The sequence below is a fragment of the Haemophilus sp. HN_Hi10 genome, assembly GCF_049821985.1.
GTDB lineage: Bacteria > Pseudomonadota > Gammaproteobacteria > Enterobacterales > Pasteurellaceae > Haemophilus > Haemophilus influenzae_D.
Map to the genome: position 1 here is coordinate 404,665 of NZ_CP187495.1, position 15,535 is coordinate 420,199.

General features: G+C 38.7%; 15 protein-coding genes. 11 read left to right on the forward strand and 4 right to left on the reverse strand.

Going from position 1 to position 15,535, the window contains the following annotated elements; translation table 11 throughout:
* Positions 1-19: 19 nt before the first annotated feature.
* Positions 20-745, reverse strand: coding sequence for an FKBP-type peptidyl-prolyl cis-trans isomerase (gene fkpA, locus ACPT8Q_RS02020; protein WP_048942763.1), 726 nt, complete (start codon positions 743-745; stop codon positions 20-22).
* Positions 746-843: 98 nt separating this feature from the next.
* Here fkpA and ACPT8Q_RS02025 point away from each other — a divergent pair, with 98 nt between their 5' ends.
* The 3 genes from ACPT8Q_RS02025 (at position 844) to fabR (ending at position 2,903) form a co-directional block, all read left to right on the forward strand.
* A complete protein-coding gene (locus tag ACPT8Q_RS02025) occupies positions 844-1,065 on the forward strand; it encodes a SlyX family protein (protein ID WP_050949391.1) in 222 nt (73 codons plus the stop codon).
* A 315-nt stretch (positions 1,066-1,380) separates the two neighbouring features.
* Positions 1,381-2,286, forward strand: a complete 906-nt coding sequence (gene oxyR, locus ACPT8Q_RS02030) for a DNA-binding transcriptional regulator OxyR (protein WP_050949392.1) — start codon at positions 1,381-1,383, stop codon at positions 2,284-2,286.
* Positions 2,286-2,903 carry an HTH-type transcriptional repressor FabR gene (gene fabR / locus ACPT8Q_RS02035; protein ID WP_005629669.1) on the forward strand — a complete coding sequence of 206 codons (618 nt, stop codon included), beginning with the start codon at positions 2,286-2,288 and terminating at the stop codon, positions 2,901-2,903. Before oxyR ends, fabR begins: the two co-directional genes overlap by 1 nt.
* Before the next feature lie 70 nt (positions 2,904-2,973).
* Here the strand turns inward: fabR and greB are convergent, their stop codons facing one another.
* Positions 2,974-3,450 carry a transcription elongation factor GreB gene (gene greB, locus ACPT8Q_RS02040; RefSeq protein ID WP_050949393.1) on the reverse strand — a complete coding sequence of 159 codons (477 nt, stop codon included), beginning with the start codon at positions 3,448-3,450 and terminating at the stop codon, positions 2,974-2,976.
* Between the two features lie 94 nt (positions 3,451-3,544).
* On the opposite strand from greB, the gene ACPT8Q_RS02045 reads away from it, so the two are divergent.
* From ACPT8Q_RS02045 to ACPT8Q_RS02060, 4 genes are all read left to right on the forward strand, one after another.
* Positions 3,545-5,857, forward strand: coding sequence for a Tex family protein (locus tag ACPT8Q_RS02045; protein ID WP_061671431.1), 2,313 nt, complete (start codon positions 3,545-3,547; stop codon positions 5,855-5,857).
* 125 nt (positions 5,858-5,982) lie between these two features.
* Positions 5,983-8,403, forward strand: coding sequence for a DNA topoisomerase (ATP-hydrolyzing) subunit B (gene gyrB / locus ACPT8Q_RS02050; protein ID WP_050949395.1), 2,421 nt, complete (start codon positions 5,983-5,985; stop codon positions 8,401-8,403).
* A gap of 146 nt (positions 8,404-8,549) precedes the next feature.
* Positions 8,550-9,224 carry a ribulose-phosphate 3-epimerase gene (gene rpe / locus ACPT8Q_RS02055; protein WP_050949396.1) on the forward strand — a complete coding sequence of 225 codons (675 nt, stop codon included), beginning with the start codon at positions 8,550-8,552 and terminating at the stop codon, positions 9,222-9,224.
* Between the two features lie 45 nt (positions 9,225-9,269).
* Positions 9,270-9,944 (forward strand): phosphoglycolate phosphatase, encoded by a 675-nt coding sequence (locus ACPT8Q_RS02060; RefSeq protein ID WP_425627539.1) that lies wholly within the window; start codon positions 9,270-9,272, stop codon positions 9,942-9,944.
* 64 nt (positions 9,945-10,008) lie between these two features.
* Here the strand turns inward: ACPT8Q_RS02060 and asnA are convergent, their stop codons facing one another.
* On the reverse strand, positions 10,009-11,001 hold the full coding sequence (asnA, locus tag ACPT8Q_RS02065; protein ID WP_005692036.1) for an aspartate--ammonia ligase: 993 nt from the start codon (positions 10,999-11,001) through the stop codon (positions 10,009-10,011).
* 153 nt (positions 11,002-11,154) lie between these two features.
* Here asnA and asnC point away from each other — a divergent pair, with 153 nt between their 5' ends.
* Complete coding sequence (gene asnC, locus ACPT8Q_RS02070; protein ID WP_005649540.1) at positions 11,155-11,607, forward strand: transcriptional regulator AsnC; 453 nt, start codon at positions 11,155-11,157, stop codon at positions 11,605-11,607.
* 24 nt (positions 11,608-11,631) lie between these two features.
* Here the strand turns inward: asnC and hslR are convergent, their stop codons facing one another.
* Positions 11,632-12,030, reverse strand: coding sequence for a ribosome-associated heat shock protein Hsp15 (gene hslR, locus ACPT8Q_RS02075; RefSeq protein ID WP_050949398.1), 399 nt, complete (start codon positions 12,028-12,030; stop codon positions 11,632-11,634).
* Positions 12,031-12,257: 227 nt separating this feature from the next.
* Here hslR and ACPT8Q_RS02080 point away from each other — a divergent pair, with 227 nt between their 5' ends.
* The 3 genes from ACPT8Q_RS02080 to cysQ are packed head-to-tail and all read left to right on the forward strand — an operon-like array spanning position 12,258 to position 15,529.
* Positions 12,258-14,246: an OPT family oligopeptide transporter gene (locus ACPT8Q_RS02080; RefSeq protein ID WP_061671432.1), complete on the forward strand. Its 1,989-nt coding sequence runs from the start codon at positions 12,258-12,260 to the stop codon at positions 14,244-14,246.
* Positions 14,247-14,298: 52 nt separating this feature from the next.
* A complete protein-coding gene (locus tag ACPT8Q_RS02085; RefSeq protein ID WP_050949401.1) occupies positions 14,299-14,715 on the forward strand; it encodes a hypothetical protein in 417 nt (138 codons plus the stop codon).
* 4 nt (positions 14,716-14,719) lie between these two features.
* The gene (gene cysQ, locus ACPT8Q_RS02090; RefSeq protein ID WP_050949402.1) at positions 14,720-15,529 is read left to right on the forward strand and encodes a 3'(2'),5'-bisphosphate nucleotidase CysQ; all 810 of its coding nucleotides are present in this window, start codon (positions 14,720-14,722) and stop codon (positions 15,527-15,529) included.
* Positions 15,530-15,535: the final 6 nt, after the last annotated feature.

Here is a 15,535-nt window from a genome sequence, read left to right on the forward strand (position 1 = left end):
GTGCTGTTAAACTTATCCGTTATTTTTCTGCTTTTGGATTGACGTCTAATACTTCTACATCAAAAATTAATGTTGAATTTGGTGGAATAGATGCACCAGCACCTTGTTCGCCATAGCCTAATTCAGGGGCAATAACTAATTGAATTTTTCCGCCTTTTTTCACTAATTGAAGACCTTCAGTCCAGCCTTTAATCACTTGATCAAGTTGGAATTCTACAGGTTGTCCGCGCTCGACAGAGCTATCAAATACTTTTCCATTTGGTAATTTACCCGTGTAATGTACTTTAACCGTATCTGTTGCTTTGATTGCATCGCCTTTACCTGCGTTTTCAATTTTGTACATTAAACCAGATTGCGTCGTTTTTACATCTTTACCTTTAGCAAATTCAGCACGGAATTTATCGCCTTCTTCTTTTGCTTGTTTAGCAATCGCTTCTGCTTTTGCTTTTGCTGCAGCCGCTAATTTTGCTTCAATAGATTCTAAGGTTTTTTGGATTTTTTCATCTTTACGCACATCCACTTTGCCTTCTAAAGCATCTTTTAAGCCATCTAAAATACGAGTATTATCATATTTGATAACATCTTTATGGGAATCAACAAGATCTTTCATTTGACTGCCCATTAACGTACCTACAGCATAAGATGCCGCTTTTTCATCGAATGTGTTATCTTCTGCAAAAACTTGACCAGAAATTACCGCACTTACCATTAATGCTGCGATAGATAATTTTTGAATTTTTAACATATAAGTTAATCCTTTATAATGAATGAAATACTACGGGGAATAGATTAAATTGCTTTCTATCTATTCTCAACTTTTTTTTAGAATTTAGAGAAAAATTTATGCAAATTCAACAAATGTTAGAAAATCGCATTGAAGAACTTGAAATGAAAATTGCATTTCAGGAACAGTTATTAGATGAATTAAATCACGTTTTAGTTCAACAGCAATTTGATATAGATAAAATGCAAGTCCAATTGCGTTATATGGCAAATAAATTAAAAGATTTTCAACCCTCTAATATTGCAAGCCAATCTGAAGAAACGCCACCGCCCCATTATTAATTTCTGTAATGTAAAGAATGAAAAGTAATTGTAGGCTGGGCGTAAGCCCACGCGGGATATAACAAACGCGTGGGCTTATGCCCACCTTACGGAAATTATATAAAAATATTCTGACATCACGCCTTAATGAGTGGGTCTGAGACCTTTTACAACAGGCTACAGCTGCTACTCGCATTTCCATATTTTCCTTACATACTCGATATTGTTTTTCTTCTTGCCATTAAAAATTATCGGCTGAATTATGCATAAAACTATGGTATAGTCCAAGCCATTAATTCCATTCTTTGAAGTTAATTTTTCCACAGGGAAAATCGAATGAATATCCGTGATTTAGAATATCTTGTTGCCTTATCTGAATATAAACATTTCCGTCGTGCTGCTGATTCTTGTAATGTGAGCCAACCCACATTAAGTGGGCAAATTCGTAAGTTAGAAGATGAGCTTGGTATTATTTTGTTAGAACGTACTAGCCGTAAAGTATTATTTACTCAATCTGGAATGTTATTGGTTGAGCAAGCTCGTAAAGTGCTTCGAGAAGTAAAACTATTGAAAGAAATGGCAAGTAATCAAGGTAAGGATATGACAGGGCCGTTGCACATTGGTTTAATTCCAACTATTGGGCCTTATTTACTTCCTTATATTGTTCCAACATTAAAAGCGGCATTTCCTGATTTAGAAGTTTTTCTTTATGAAGCACAAACGCAGCAATTATTAGAACAATTGGAAACAGGGCGTTTAGATTGTGCGATTGTTGCTACAGTGTCAGAAACAGAATCTTTTATTGAAGTGCCTATTTTCAACGAGAAAATGTTACTTGCCGTATCAGAGCATCATCCTTGGGCTGTAGAAAGTAAAGTGCCTATGAATCAATTAAATGGTCAAGAAATGTTAATGCTTGATGATGGCCATTGTTTGCGTAATCAAGCATTAGATTATTGCTTTACTGCTGGTGCAAAAGAAAATTCCCATTTCCAAGCAACTAGCCTTGAAACTTTGCGCAATATGGTAGCGGCAGATGCTGGTATTACGTTTATGCCTGAATTGGCGGTACTTAATGAAGGTACGCGTAAAGGTGTGAAATATATTTCTTGTCATTCGCCAGAACCATCACGAGCTATCGTTTTGGTTTATCGTCCCGGCTCGCCATTACGTAATCGTTATGAACGTATTGCAAGAGTGGTAAGTGATGAGGTTAAATCTATTCTTGGTAGGTTGAAATAATGGCTGGTGTTCGTGCTGTTCAAAAAGAAAAGACTCGCCGCGCTTTAGTGGATGCGGCATTTAATCAACTTAGCGCAGAAAAAAGTTTTTCTAATTTAAGTTTACGAGAAGTGGCGCGCGAGGCTGGAATTGCGCCTACATCTTTCTATCGTCATTTTAGCGATATGGATGAACTTGGCTTAGAAATGGTGGATGAAGCAGGTTTGATGTTGCGCCAATTAATGCGTCAAGCGCGTAAACGTATTGATGCGGGCGGTAGCGTTATTTCTGTTTCTGTGGATACGTTTTTTGAATTTATTACTAATAGCACGAACGTTTTTCGCTTGTTATTACGCGAAAGTTCAGGCACTTCCCAAGCTTTTCGTACTGCGGCAGCACGAGAAATTAAGCATTTTGTTGATGAGTTAGCAGAATATATTTCCTACAAACATCAATATTCGCAATATGTTGCTTATGTTCAAGCGGAAGGCATCGTAACAATCGTATTCACTGCAGGGGCGAATGCTTTAGATATGAGTAAAGCTGAGCGTGAGCAACTTAAAGCGCGTGTGATTTTGCAATTGAGAATGCTTGCAAAAGGTGCTGATTTTGCAGCGAATAAGGAAAGAGGCAAGTAAGATAGTTTTTATATCTAGTCAATTAATTTTTCTTTGTGCTTAGGTATTTGCTATCTTTTATTCTTCCAAGTTATTTTTCATACCAAATTTTATTTATATAAAGGGTAATAAAACCTGATGGAGTTTCTACCCGCACTTCGTCGTCTAATGTTTTTCCGATTAAAGCTCGAGCAACTGGGGAATCAATGGAGATCCAATTTTTCGCAGGGGCAAATTCATCACAACCGACGATACGATATTGCTTGATTTCGCCTTCTTCATTTTCTAATTCCACCCACGCACCGAAGAAAACTTTTCCCTCTTGCTTTGGGTTGTAATCGACAATTTGTAGCATTTCCAATCTTTTAGTTAAAAAACGTACACGACGATCAATTTCACGTAAGCGACGTTTACCATAAATATATTCGGCATTTTCGCTACGATCGCCTAGTGCGGCTGCATCTGAGACGGCTTGAGTAACTTTTGGGCGTTCTTCTTTCCACAAAAACTTGAGTTCTTGGTCAAGCGTAAGCCAGCCTTGACGGGTAATATAATTTGATTTTGCCATAATAAAATAAAAGAATGTTTTTTGAATTATATTTGAGCCAGCCCGCTAAAACCAGTATTCTATCTTCGTTTTTTTATAATAAAGAAGTACGACAATGTTAAATCAACAAATTAGCCAAATTATTGCGGCAGAATTAACCGTTCAACCCCAACAAATCCTTGCTGCTATTCAATTATTAGATGATGGCAACACCATTCCATTTATTGCACGTTATCGTAAAGAAGCCACAGGTGGCTTGGATGACACCCAACTTCGCCATTTTGAAACCCGTTTAATTTATTTGCGTGAATTAGAAGATCGTCGTCAAACCATTTTGAAATCCATTGAAGAACAAGGGAAATTGAGCGATGAATTGCGTGATAAAATCCATGCAACACAAAGCAAAACCGAATTAGAAGATTTGTATTTGCCGTACAAACCTAAACGCCGCACCAAAGGGCAAATTGCCATTGAAGCAGGTCTTGAGCCATTGGCTGATTTACTTTGGAGCGAGCCAAAAAATGATCCAGAATTAACCGCACTTTCCTTTGTTGATGCTGAAAAAAGTGTAGCTGATAGCAAAGCTGCGTTAGACGGTGCACGTTATATTTTAATGGAGCGTTTTGCTGAGGATGCAGGTTTATTAGCGAAAGTCCGTGATTATTTAGCGAAAAATGCGGTTATCTTATCGAAAGTGATTGAAGGCAAAGAAACGGAAGGGGCAAAATTCCAAGATTATTTCGATCATCAAGAATTATTGAAAAATGTGCCTTCTCACCGTGCATTAGCCATGTTCCGTGGACGTAATGAGGGTATTTTACAATTAAGCTTAAATGCTGATCCTGATGCAGAAGAGGGAACTCACCAAAGTTATTGTGAAGAAATTATTCGTGATTATTTAGATGTACGTTTCACGGGGCAGCCTGCGGATAAATGGCGTGAGCAAGTGATTGCGTGGACGTGGAAAATCAAAGTGTCGTTGCATTTAGAAACGGAATTAATGGCGAGTTTACGTGAAAAAGCGGAAGAAGAGGCCATTGATGTTTTCGCTCGAAATCTGACCGCACTTTTAATGGCTGCACCCGCTGGCGCGAAAAGCACCATGGGCTTAGACCCAGGCTTGCGTACAGGGGTTAAAGTTGCGGTGGTGGATAACACAGGTAAATTATTAGATACCACCACTATTTATCCACACACGGGGCGTGAAGCCGAAGCACAAGTGGCTATTTTCAGCTTGATCCGCAAACATAATGTGGAATTAATTGCTATTGGTAATGGTACAGCTTCTCGTGAAACCGAACGTTTTGCGAAAGAAGTCATTAAAGAAATTAAAGAAAATAAACCGCAAACTGTTGTAGTGAGCGAAGCGGGCGCATCGGTTTATTCTGCTTCTGAATTTGCCGCAAATGAATTCCCGAATTTAGATGTATCTTTACGTGGTGCAGTCTCTATTGCCCGTCGTTTACAAGATCCATTAGCAGAATTAGTGAAAATCGAACCGAAAGCCATTGGTGTAGGGCAATATCAACACGATGTAAACCAAACCCAATTAGCACGTAAACTTGATGCGGTGGTGGAAGACTGTGTAAATGCGGTGGGGGTGGATTTGAATACGGCATCCGCGCCATTACTCGCTCGTGTGGCTGGAATGACAAAAACCTTAGCACAAAACATTGTGGAATATCGTGATGAAAATGGGCGTTTTGAAAGCCGTACAGAATTAAAAAAAGTGCCACGTTTAGGGCCAAAAGCCTTTGAGCAATGTGCGGGCTTTATGCGTATTGCAGGCGGGAAAAATCCACTTGATGCTTCAGGTGTTCACCCAGAGGCTTATCCTGTGGTCGAAAAAATATTGCAAGCTACCGCGCAATCTATCCAAGATTTAATGGGTAATTCGGGTGTGGTTCGTCAGCTTGATGCGAAACAATTTATTGATGAACAATTCGGTTTACCAACGGTTCAAGATATTTTTAAAGAATTGGAAAAACCGGGTCGTGATCCACGCGGCGAGTTCAAAACTGCTGTATTTGCTGAAGGGGTGAAAGAAATCACGGATTTAAAATCTGGAATGATTTTAGAAGGAACTGTTACTAATGTAACCAATTTTGGCGCATTTGTGGATATTGGTGTTCACCAAGACGGTTTAGTGCATATTTCATCATTAAGCGATAAATTCGTGGAAGATCCCCATCAAGTGGTAAAAACAGGCAACATTGTAAAAGTCAAAGTGTTAGAAGTGGATGTGCCACGTAAACGCATTGCATTGACGATGCGATTAGATGAAAGTGCGGTCAAAAATGACAGTAAATCTGACCGCACTTTATCTGCCAGACCTCGTGGAAATACGCTGCGAGAGGAGCGTAGTTCAAGAGGTAATAATGCGATGGGCAATGCTTTTGCTGATGCGTTAAAAAATTGGAAAAAATAACAAGTTATGGGGCGAAATTATTCGCCCTTTTTTTATAGCTTTCCTTTCCCGAAAAGCATCGCCAAAACGGCGATTTTTTGCTATAATCCCGCCCAATTTTTATTTACAAAAGAATGAGATAAATTATGTCAGAAACGACCAATGATAACTATGGTGCATCGAGCATTAAAGTATTAAAAGGCCTTGATGCAGTGCGTAAGCGTCCTGGTATGTATATCGGCGATACCGATGACGGTACTGGTTTGCACCATATGGTATTTGAAGTGGTGGATAATGCCATTGATGAAGCCCTCGCTGGCCATTGTTCCGATATTATCGTGACAATTCACGATGATAATTCTGTGTCGGTACAAGATGATGGGCGTGGAATTCCTGTGGATATTCATCCTGAAGAAGGCGTTTCTGCAGCAGAAGTGATTATGACTGTGCTTCACGCTGGCGGTAAATTTGACGATAATTCTTATAAAGTATCGGGCGGTTTACACGGCGTGGGCGTATCTGTAGTGAATGCGCTTTCTGATAAATTACAATTAACTATTCGTCGTCAAGGTCATGTTCACGAGCAGTTCTATCATTTAGGGGAGCCACAAGCACCATTAACTGTAATTGGTAATACAGAAACAACAGGTACAACAGTGCGTTTCTGGCCAAGCTCAGATATTTTTGCTATCACAACCTTTGATTACAAAATCTTAGCAAAACGCTTACGTGAGCTTTCTTTCTTGAACTCAGGCGTATCTATTCGTTTAATTGATAAACGTGATGGCTCTGAAGATCATTTCCATTACGAAGGCGGTATTCAAGCATTCGTCGAATATTTGAACAAAAATAAAAACCCAATTCATCCTAAACCATTTTATTTTACCGCTGAGAAAGATGGCATTGGCGTAGAAGTTGCATTGCAATGGAATGATGGTGTAAATGAAAACGTGTATTGCTTTACCAATAATATTCCTCAGCGTGATGGCGGTACTCACTTAGCAGGTTTTCGTGGGGCTTTAACCCGTAGCTTAAATAGCTATATGGAAAACGAGGGTATGCTGAAAAAAGAAAAAGTGGCGACTTCAGGCGATGATGCACGTGAAGGTTTGGTGGCGATTATTTCAGTTAAAGTGCCTGATCCAAAATTCTCATCGCAAACTAAAGACAAACTTGTGTCTTCAGAAGTTAAAAGTGCGGTGGAATCTGCGATGAATGAAAAAATGCAGGAATATTTATTGGAAAATCCTGCAGATGCAAAAATCATTGTAAACCAAATTATTATGGCAGCTCGTGCGCGTGAAGCAGCACGCAAAGCCCGTGAAATGACGCGTCGTAAAGGGGCATTAGATATTGCAGGTTTACCGGGTAAACTTGCAGATTGCCAAGAAAAAGATCCTGCGCTTTCTGAACTTTACTTGGTGGAGGGGGACTCCGCAGGCGGCTCTGCAAAAGTTGGTCGTGATCGTAAAACTCAAGCAATTTTGCCATTGAAAGGTAAAATCTTAAACGTAGAAAAAGCACGTTTTGACAAAATGTTGTCTTCCCAAGAGGTGGGGACATTGATTACTGCCTTAGGCTGCGGTATTGGTCGTGATGAATATAACCCAGATAAATTACGCTATCATCATATCATTATCATGACCGATGCTGATGTGGATGGTTCTCACATTCGTACGTTGCTTTTAACGTTTTTCTATCGTCAAATGCCTGAGCTTATTGAACGTGGTTATGTTTACATTGCTCAGCCACCACTTTATAAAGTGAAAAAAGGAAAACAAGAACGCTACATTAAAGATGCGGATGAAATGGAGCAATATGAATTAACGCTTGCTTTAGATGGCGCAGAATTACATATCAGCGCAAATGCACCAGCAATGAATGCCCTTGTATTTGAAAAATTGGTAGCAGAATATAACAGCGTACAAAAACTTATCGGTCGTTTAAGCCGCCATTATCCAACCCCAGTGTTGCAAGGATTAATTTATCAGTCGCCAATTTCTGTTGAAATGATGAAAGACGAAAGTGCGGTGGAAAATTGGGGTAAATCTTTTGTTGAACAACTGACTGCAAAAGAAACAGAAGCGCATCAATATTCAGTGCGTACACAATTTAACGCAGAACGCCAAGTGTATGAAGCGGTGATTACGGTTCGTAAACACGGTATTGATACCGATTATTTCTTGAATTTTGATTTTGTTCACGGCAATGAATACGCGAAAATTGTTTCTCTTAATAAACAACTCAATGGTTTATTAGAAGAAGGCGCTTATGTTATTCGTGGCGAAAAAGTACAACCAGTGCGTACTTTTGAACAAGTCGTTGAATGGCTAGTGAAAGAATCTCGTAAAGGTCTTGAAGTACAACGTTATAAAGGACTTGGGGAAATGAACGCAGATCAACTTTGGGAAACCACAATGGATCCAAATTCACGTCGTATGTTGAAAGTTTCCATTAAGGATGCCGTTGCAGCGGATCAACTCTTCACAACCTTAATGGGAGATGAAGTGGAGCCACGCCGTGAATTCATTGAACTGAATGCTTTGAGAGCAAATTTGGACGTGTAAATTTCCGTCTATTTATATTCATAACTGAAAGGGCACCAAAGTGCCCTTTCTTCGTTTATCTTGTTATTTCATCTCAGGATGGCTATTGGTTTTTTGAACTGAAGTGAGTAAACTAAGTGCAATCATTTTCTCAACGGAGAACCTTTATGAAACCTTATCTTATCGCTCCCTCAATTCTTTCTGCTGATCTTGCACGTCTTGGCGATGACGTACAAAACGTACTTAACGCGGGCGCGGATGTTATTCATTTTGATGTTATGGATAATCATTATGTACCTAATCTCACTTTTGGGCCTGCAGTATGTCACGCCTTGCGTGATTATGGCATTACCGCACCGATAGATGTGCATTTAATGGTAAAACCCGTCGATCGTATTATTCCCGATTTTGCTAAAGCAGGTGCAAACTACATTACTTTCCACCCAGAATCTAGCGAACATATTGACCGCTCTTTGCAGCTTATTCGTGATTGTGGTTGTAAATCTGGATTAGTTTTTAATCCTGCGACGCCGTTGAGTTATTTAGATTACGTTTTGGATAAAGTGGATGTGGTTTTATTAATGTCAGTGAATCCCGGATTTGGCGGACAATCTTTTATACCAGCAACGTTGAAGAAATTACAACAGGCTCGTAAGATCATTGATGAAAGTGGTTATGACATTCGTCTTGAAGTAGATGGTGGTGTGAAAGTTGATAACATCGCAGAAATTGCCGCGGCTGGAGCAGATATGTTTGTAGCAGGTTCCGCAATTTTTGGTAAGCCAGATTATAAACAAGTTATTGACCAAATGCGTATACAGTTAGCGAGAGTTAGTGCATAACTGTCATTTTAATGGAATAGGATTGCAACAAAATAGAGAAAAACAATGAATACACAATTTAAACTTATTGGCTTTGATTTAGATGGCACCTTGGTAAATAGCCTGCTTGATTTAGCACTATCCGTAAATTCTGCTTTGGCTGAATTTGATTTACCGCAAGCACCTGAAGAATTAGTTTTAACCTGGATCGGCAATGGTGCGCCTGTATTAATTGCCCGAGCGTTAGATTGGGCGAAAAAACAAACAGGAAAAGTGCTAACTGAAACAGAGGTTAAGCAAGTAACGGAACGTTTTAATTTTTATTATGGCGAGAATTTATGTAATGTTAGTCGCCTGTATCCGAATGTAAAAGAAACCTTAGAAACCTTGAAAGAAAAAGGCTATGTCTTAGCGGTTGTTACCAATAAACCCACAAGACATGTTCAACCTGTGTTGGCAGCGTTTGGCATTGATCATTTATTTAGTGAAATGTTGGGCGGTCAATCCTTACCTGCAATTAAGCCACATCCAGCTCCACTTTATTATTTATGCGGAAAATTTGGTTTTGAACCACGCCAAGTGCTTTTCGTGGGCGATTCTAAAAATGATATTATTGCGGCTCACGCTGCGGGCTGTGCAGTTGTTGGTTTAACTTACGGCTACAATTACAATATCCCTATCAGCGAATCCAATCCAGATTGGGTGTTTGATGATTTTTCCCAGCTATTAAGTATTCTTTAAGTTTTCTATCTAATAAAAAGTGCAGTTAATTTTTACCGCACTTTTGTTATCTACTTAATTGATTTTAAAGAATGTTTGAAAATTCTTCTAACATTTCTTTTGGCCATACGCTTGATTGCACTTCACCGATATGTTTTTTACGAAGTAAAAGCATTGCTAAGCGAGATTGACCAATACCACCGCCGATAGTTAATGGTAATTTTCCGTTTAATAAATCTTGGTGCCAATCCATTTTTAAACGGTCTTCATCGCCCGTTAGATCAACTTGTAAGCGTAATGCACTTTCATCTACTCGGATACCCATTGAGGAGAGTTCAAAGGCTTTGCCTAATTGGTCATTCCATACCAAAATGTCGCCATTTAAGCCTTTGTAGCCATTTTCAGATTCTGTTGTCCAGTCATCATAATCTGGTGCGCGGCCATCGTGAGGTTTGCCATCTGAAAGTTTGCCACCAATTCCAATCAAGAATACTGCGCCGTATTCTTTACAAATTGCGTTTTCACGTTCTTTACTGCTTAAATCTGGATAGCGTTTGACTAAATCTTCGCTATGCACAAAGGTAATCTGTTTTGGAAGAATGGAAGGAATATCAAAACGTGCTTCTACGGCTAATTCCGTTAAACGAATAGCACGATAAATAGAATTTACCGTTTCTTTTAAGTATGTGAAATTACGATGACCTTCAGGAATCACTTTTTCCCAGTCCCATTGATCCACATAAACAGAGTGAGTTGGGTCAAGAGAATCTTCATCTGGGCGTAATGCTTTCATATGAACAAACAAGCCTTCGCCTTCTTTAAAGTGGAAGCGAGCCAATGTATGGCGTTTCCATTTCGCAAGAGAATGCACAACTTCAAACACCGCATTTGGAATACATTTCACATTAACCTGTACGGCTTTTTCAATGCCTGATAAGTTATCTTGCATTCCGTTACCCACTTGGCTCAAAATTGGGCCTTGCACTTCAATAATGCCAAGTTGCTCAATAAGATTTTGGGTAAAAGTGTTCTTTACAAAGCTAATTTCTTGTTGTTGTAAAATAAATGTCTTTTTCATTTTGATAACCTTTTTTAACGAGGAGTAATATTTTTGAGTATTATTCAGTAAATGATGATTTTATTTCAAGTATTTTGTTTACTTTCTTTTTCTGGTTGAATATTATCCAATTCATTGGGAAAAAATTAAATAAAATCTAAAGGAGAAGGTTTTATGCACAACATCGATAGTTTAGATCAAAAAATATTACGTGTACTCACTAAAGATGCGAGAACACCATACGCAGAAATGGCTAAAAATTTTGGAGTTAGTCCAGGAACGATTCATGTGCGAGTAGAAAAAATGCGTCAATCGGGCATTATTAAAGGCACAAAAGTGATCATTGATGAACGCAAATTAGGCTATGATGTATGTTGTTTTATCGGCATTATTCTAAAAAGTGCAAAAGATTATGAAAAGGTAATCAAAAAGCTAGAAAGTTTTGATGAAGTAGTGGAAGCCTATTATACAACGGGCAATTACTCGATTTTCTTAAAGGTGATGACGCACACAATCGCAGAACTACATTCTGTTTTGGCGACCAAGATTCAGTTAATAGATGAAATTCAATCCACTGAAACCTTGATTTCAATGCAAAATCCAATTTTGCGAGATATTAAACCTTAAAAACACAGAAAGTGCGGTAAAATTTTATTCAAATTTATCTTGATGTTTAAATTTCAATAAATCTCTCCGCTCTTTTTTATTTGGGCGACGATCAGGATGGGGCATTGAAAGGGAATTATTTTTTCTTGCCCACGCGATTTCTTCTCTTTTTTTCATGCTACTTTCGGTTTCTTGATAAAGTAATTGCGCTTCTGGCACACCTCGGCGTTGATCGCTTAACGCAAGGATTTGAATTTCTTTTTCTTCGTTTCCTTGACGAAGTTTTAACATTGCACCCACTTCTACAATTTTACTTACTTTCGCACGTTGATTGTTGTAATGCACTTTACCACTTTCAATCATCGCTTTAGCAATGCTCCGTGTTTTGTAAAATCGGGCAGCCCACAACCATTTATCTAAACGAATACCTTCTTTTTCTGCCATTATTTTCTCCTTATTTTGATTCGACAAAATAGTACCACAAAGTATGTTGATGAACTGTTATTAAAAATTTTATTCTTTAATAGGATTTTTATTAAATGAAAAAAAATTAAAACAGGTTAATTTAAATATTTTTCAATAAAACAAATTTTATGTTAAAAAAACTTGAAAAATGGTCAAGTTTTTGACAAGGTTGAGCGGTTTTCTTTTTTAAGCTCAAGGAACAATTTATGCATAACGAAAACTTAAAAGAATTGACCGTTAGAGGAATTATCCTCGGCGCATTGATTACGGTAATTTTCACTGCATCCAATGTGTATCTCGGTCTAAAAGTGGGGGTGACATTTGCGTCATCTATTCCATCTGCTGTGATTTCTATGGCAGTACTCAAATTTTTCAAAGATTCTAGCATTCTTGAAAATAATATGGTGCAAACTCAAGCATCTTCAGCTGGTACGCTTTCTTCTGTGATCTTCGTCTTACCTGGTTTATTAATGATGGGTTACTGGCAAGACTTCCCATTCTGGCAAACTATGTTGATTTGTTCTGCTGGTGGTACATTGGGTGTCTTGTTCACTATTCCACTACGCCGTGCGATGGTGGTAAATAGTGATTTACCTTATCCTGAAGGTGTAGCGGCTGCAGAAATCTTAAAAGCGGGTAATCATACAGATGGCGACAGCGGAGTGAAAGATATTGCTTACGGTGGTGTTTTAGCGAGCTTAGTTGCATTTTTAACTAACGGTTTACGCGTTATGGCTGATGGTGCAAGTGCTTGGATTCAAACGAGTAAAGCAGCGTTCCAATTACCAATGGGTTTCTCTCTTGCATTACTTGGTGCGGGTTATTTGATTGGTATCGTGGGCGGTATCGCTATGTTAGTGGGTGTTATTTTGACTTGGGGTGTGGCTGTGCCATATTTCACAATGTCAGGAGATATTGCCGCGGATGCAAGTTTAATTGATGCTGCGATGACTGTTTGGAAAACCAAAGTACGTTATATTGGTGTGGGTACAATTGGTATTGCTGCGATTTGGACATTGCTGATTTTAATGAAACCAATGATTGAAGGGATGGTTCATTCTTTCCGTATGCTGAAAGGTGGACAAGAGGCATCGGAAAATCGTATTGATATTGACCTTTCTCCAAAAACAATGATTTATATCTTAATTGCGACGGTTGCGTTAATTGTTATTTCATTACATCACTTTATTGCAGCGGCACCAATTTCGCCTGAGCTTTCCATTTTATTAGTGGTAGTTTGTACTTTCTTAGCTGTATTTATCGGCTTCTTTGTGGCAGCGGCTTCTGGTTATATGGCAGGTTTAGTAGGCTCATCTTCAAGCCCAATTTCTGGTATCGGAATTATTTCTGTTATCGTGATTTCATTAGTATTGGTGTCAATCGGTAATGCCTCGGGCTTATTTGAAACCGTAGATGGTCAGAAATTTTTAACCGCACTTACATTGTTTACGGCATCTATTGTAATCACTACCGCCTGTATTTCTAATGATAATCTACAAGATTTAAAAACAGGTTTATTAGTTGAAGCGACACCTTGGCGCCAACAAGTCGCATTAATTATCGGCTGCTTTGTAGGTGCGCTTGTTATCGCACCAGTATTGGAAATCTTATATCACGCATATGGTTTCAGCGGTGCATTGCCACGCCCAGATATGGATCCGTCACAAGCCTTATCTGCGCCACAAGCAACGTTAATGACCACCATTTCTCAAGGTATTTTCACAAATAAATTGGAGTGGACTTATATCTTAACTGGTGTAGGTTTAGGTGCAGTGTTAATTACGATTGATGCATTCTTGAAAAAAGTCAGCAACAAAGCCTTTGGCTTTCCAGTCATTGCTGTGGGGATTGGTATTTACTTACCGCCATCAATTAATATGCCTGTGATTGTCGGGGCATTCTTAGCGTGGATTATGGCCCGCCATATTGCAAAACTTGGAAACAAAGAAATGTCAGCTAAAGCAGAACGTTTCGGTACGCTTTTCTCTGCAGGTTTAATTGTAGGCGAAAGTTTAATGGGTGTCATTTTAGCATTTATTATTGCGGCTTCTGTTACCACCGGTGGTTCTGAAGCGCCATTATCCTTAAATCTTGAAAATTGGGATACGATTGGCGAGTGGTTAGGTTTAATCGTATTTATCGTGGGCATTGTGATTTTTGCATCTCGCGTATTACGTGCGAAAAAATCTGATTAATCCTTAAATTTATTTTAGAATAGGTTATCTTCTGGATAACCTATTTTTCATTATGAAATTTTACTTAAAAACACTTATTTTTTTCCCTCTGATTTTACAGGTCATCGTTACCGCACTTTTGATTTGGTTCGATGATGATTCAAGTGGTGTTATCGTTCCTTTTTCTAGCTATGCTCTCACAGCATTTCTTCTCGCCACAATTCCCGCATTTTTAACCGCACTTTTAGCCGCAAAATTCCGTTACACACGTTATAATATTGCCTCGATTGTATTAGTTTCATCGATCATTTCATTTGTTTATTGCAATATGGCATCTTATTTTTATTTGTTATTGCTCGGCGAACAAGAAACGTCCTTTTGGGGCTGGTTGACCGAAGGGGGGTTATCTCTCGGATTAGTGAGCACATGCGGAATGGTATTTTATGCTCTATTTGTTATGCCGTGGTTGCTGCCAAAAACAAGAGAATGATTTTATGCTGACGTTAAATGAACATTTACTCAACCAAATCTTGCTGATTGCTTATCAAGCAGGTAAGCATTTGCAACAGTTTTATCAAAAACAGGTTCATGTTGAATTGAAAGAAGACAACACGCCTGTGACGGAAGCGGATCTTTTTGTGAGCCAATTTTTAACAGAAAAATTGACCGCACTTTTCCCTAATGTCCCAGTTCTTTCGGAAGAAAATTGCCATATTTCCTTTGAAGAACGTAAAAATTGGAAAGAATATTGGTTGATTGATCCTCTTGATGGCACACAACAATTTATTAATCGTACCGATCAATTTTCTGTGTTGATTACCTTAGTTCGTAAAAATAAACCAGTGTTAAGCATTATTCATGCACCAATTTTATCGACAACTTATTATGCAATGCGTGATTTCGGCGCGTTTAAAAAACAACTGGATCAGGTAAAAAAACTCACTAAAAACACGACAAATTTTGACCGCCCTTTACGAATTGCGGTAGGTGCAACGACTTCACAAGAAAAAGTGCGGTCGATTTTGCCGAAGGATTTTCCTTGTGAATTTGTTGTGGTTGGTTCAAGTAGCTTAAAAAGCGGTTTGGTGGCTGAAGGCGCAGTAGATTGTTATGTTCGTTTAGGACAAACAGGCGAATGGGATACCGCTGGGGCAGAAGTTCTGCTTGCTGAAACTCACGGTGCCATTTTTGACTCTCATTTTGAGCCTTTAACCTATAACCAGCGTGAAACCTTGATTAATCCGCATTTTGTCATGGTGGGCGATCAATCACTCGATTGGCGTTCTGTCTTTCAATTTAATTGATTGGTT

Coding starts and splice junctions, on each gene's coding strand:
- asnA (WP_005692036.1), bottom strand. CDS start 11,001: ATGAAAAAGACATTTATTTTACAACAACAAGAAATTAGCTTTGTAAAG.
- ACPT8Q_RS02080 (WP_061671432.1), top strand. CDS start 12,258: ATGCATAACGAAAACTTAAAAGAATTGACCGTTAGAGGAATTATCCTC.
- oxyR (WP_050949392.1), top strand. CDS start 1,381: ATGAATATCCGTGATTTAGAATATCTTGTTGCCTTATCTGAATATAAA.
- ACPT8Q_RS02025 (WP_050949391.1), top strand. CDS start 844: ATGCAAATTCAACAAATGTTAGAAAATCGCATTGAAGAACTTGAAATG.
- greB (WP_050949393.1), bottom strand. CDS start 3,450: ATGGCAAAATCAAATTATATTACCCGTCAAGGCTGGCTTACGCTTGAC.
- hslR (WP_050949398.1), bottom strand. CDS start 12,030: ATGGCAGAAAAAGAAGGTATTCGTTTAGATAAATGGTTGTGGGCTGCC.
- ACPT8Q_RS02045 (WP_061671431.1), top strand. CDS start 3,545: ATGTTAAATCAACAAATTAGCCAAATTATTGCGGCAGAATTAACCGTT.
- ACPT8Q_RS02060 (WP_425627539.1), top strand. CDS start 9,270: ATGAATACACAATTTAAACTTATTGGCTTTGATTTAGATGGCACCTTG.
- fkpA (WP_048942763.1), bottom strand. CDS start 745: ATGTTAAAAATTCAAAAATTATCTATCGCAGCATTAATGGTAAGTGCG.
- ACPT8Q_RS02085 (WP_050949401.1), top strand. CDS start 14,299: ATGAAATTTTACTTAAAAACACTTATTTTTTTCCCTCTGATTTTACAG.
- asnC (WP_005649540.1), top strand. CDS start 11,155: ATGCACAACATCGATAGTTTAGATCAAAAAATATTACGTGTACTCACT.
- cysQ (WP_050949402.1), top strand. CDS start 14,720: ATGCTGACGTTAAATGAACATTTACTCAACCAAATCTTGCTGATTGCT.
- gyrB (WP_050949395.1), top strand. CDS start 5,983: ATGTCAGAAACGACCAATGATAACTATGGTGCATCGAGCATTAAAGTA.
- rpe (WP_050949396.1), top strand. CDS start 8,550: ATGAAACCTTATCTTATCGCTCCCTCAATTCTTTCTGCTGATCTTGCA.
- fabR (WP_005629669.1), top strand. CDS start 2,286: ATGGCTGGTGTTCGTGCTGTTCAAAAAGAAAAGACTCGCCGCGCTTTA.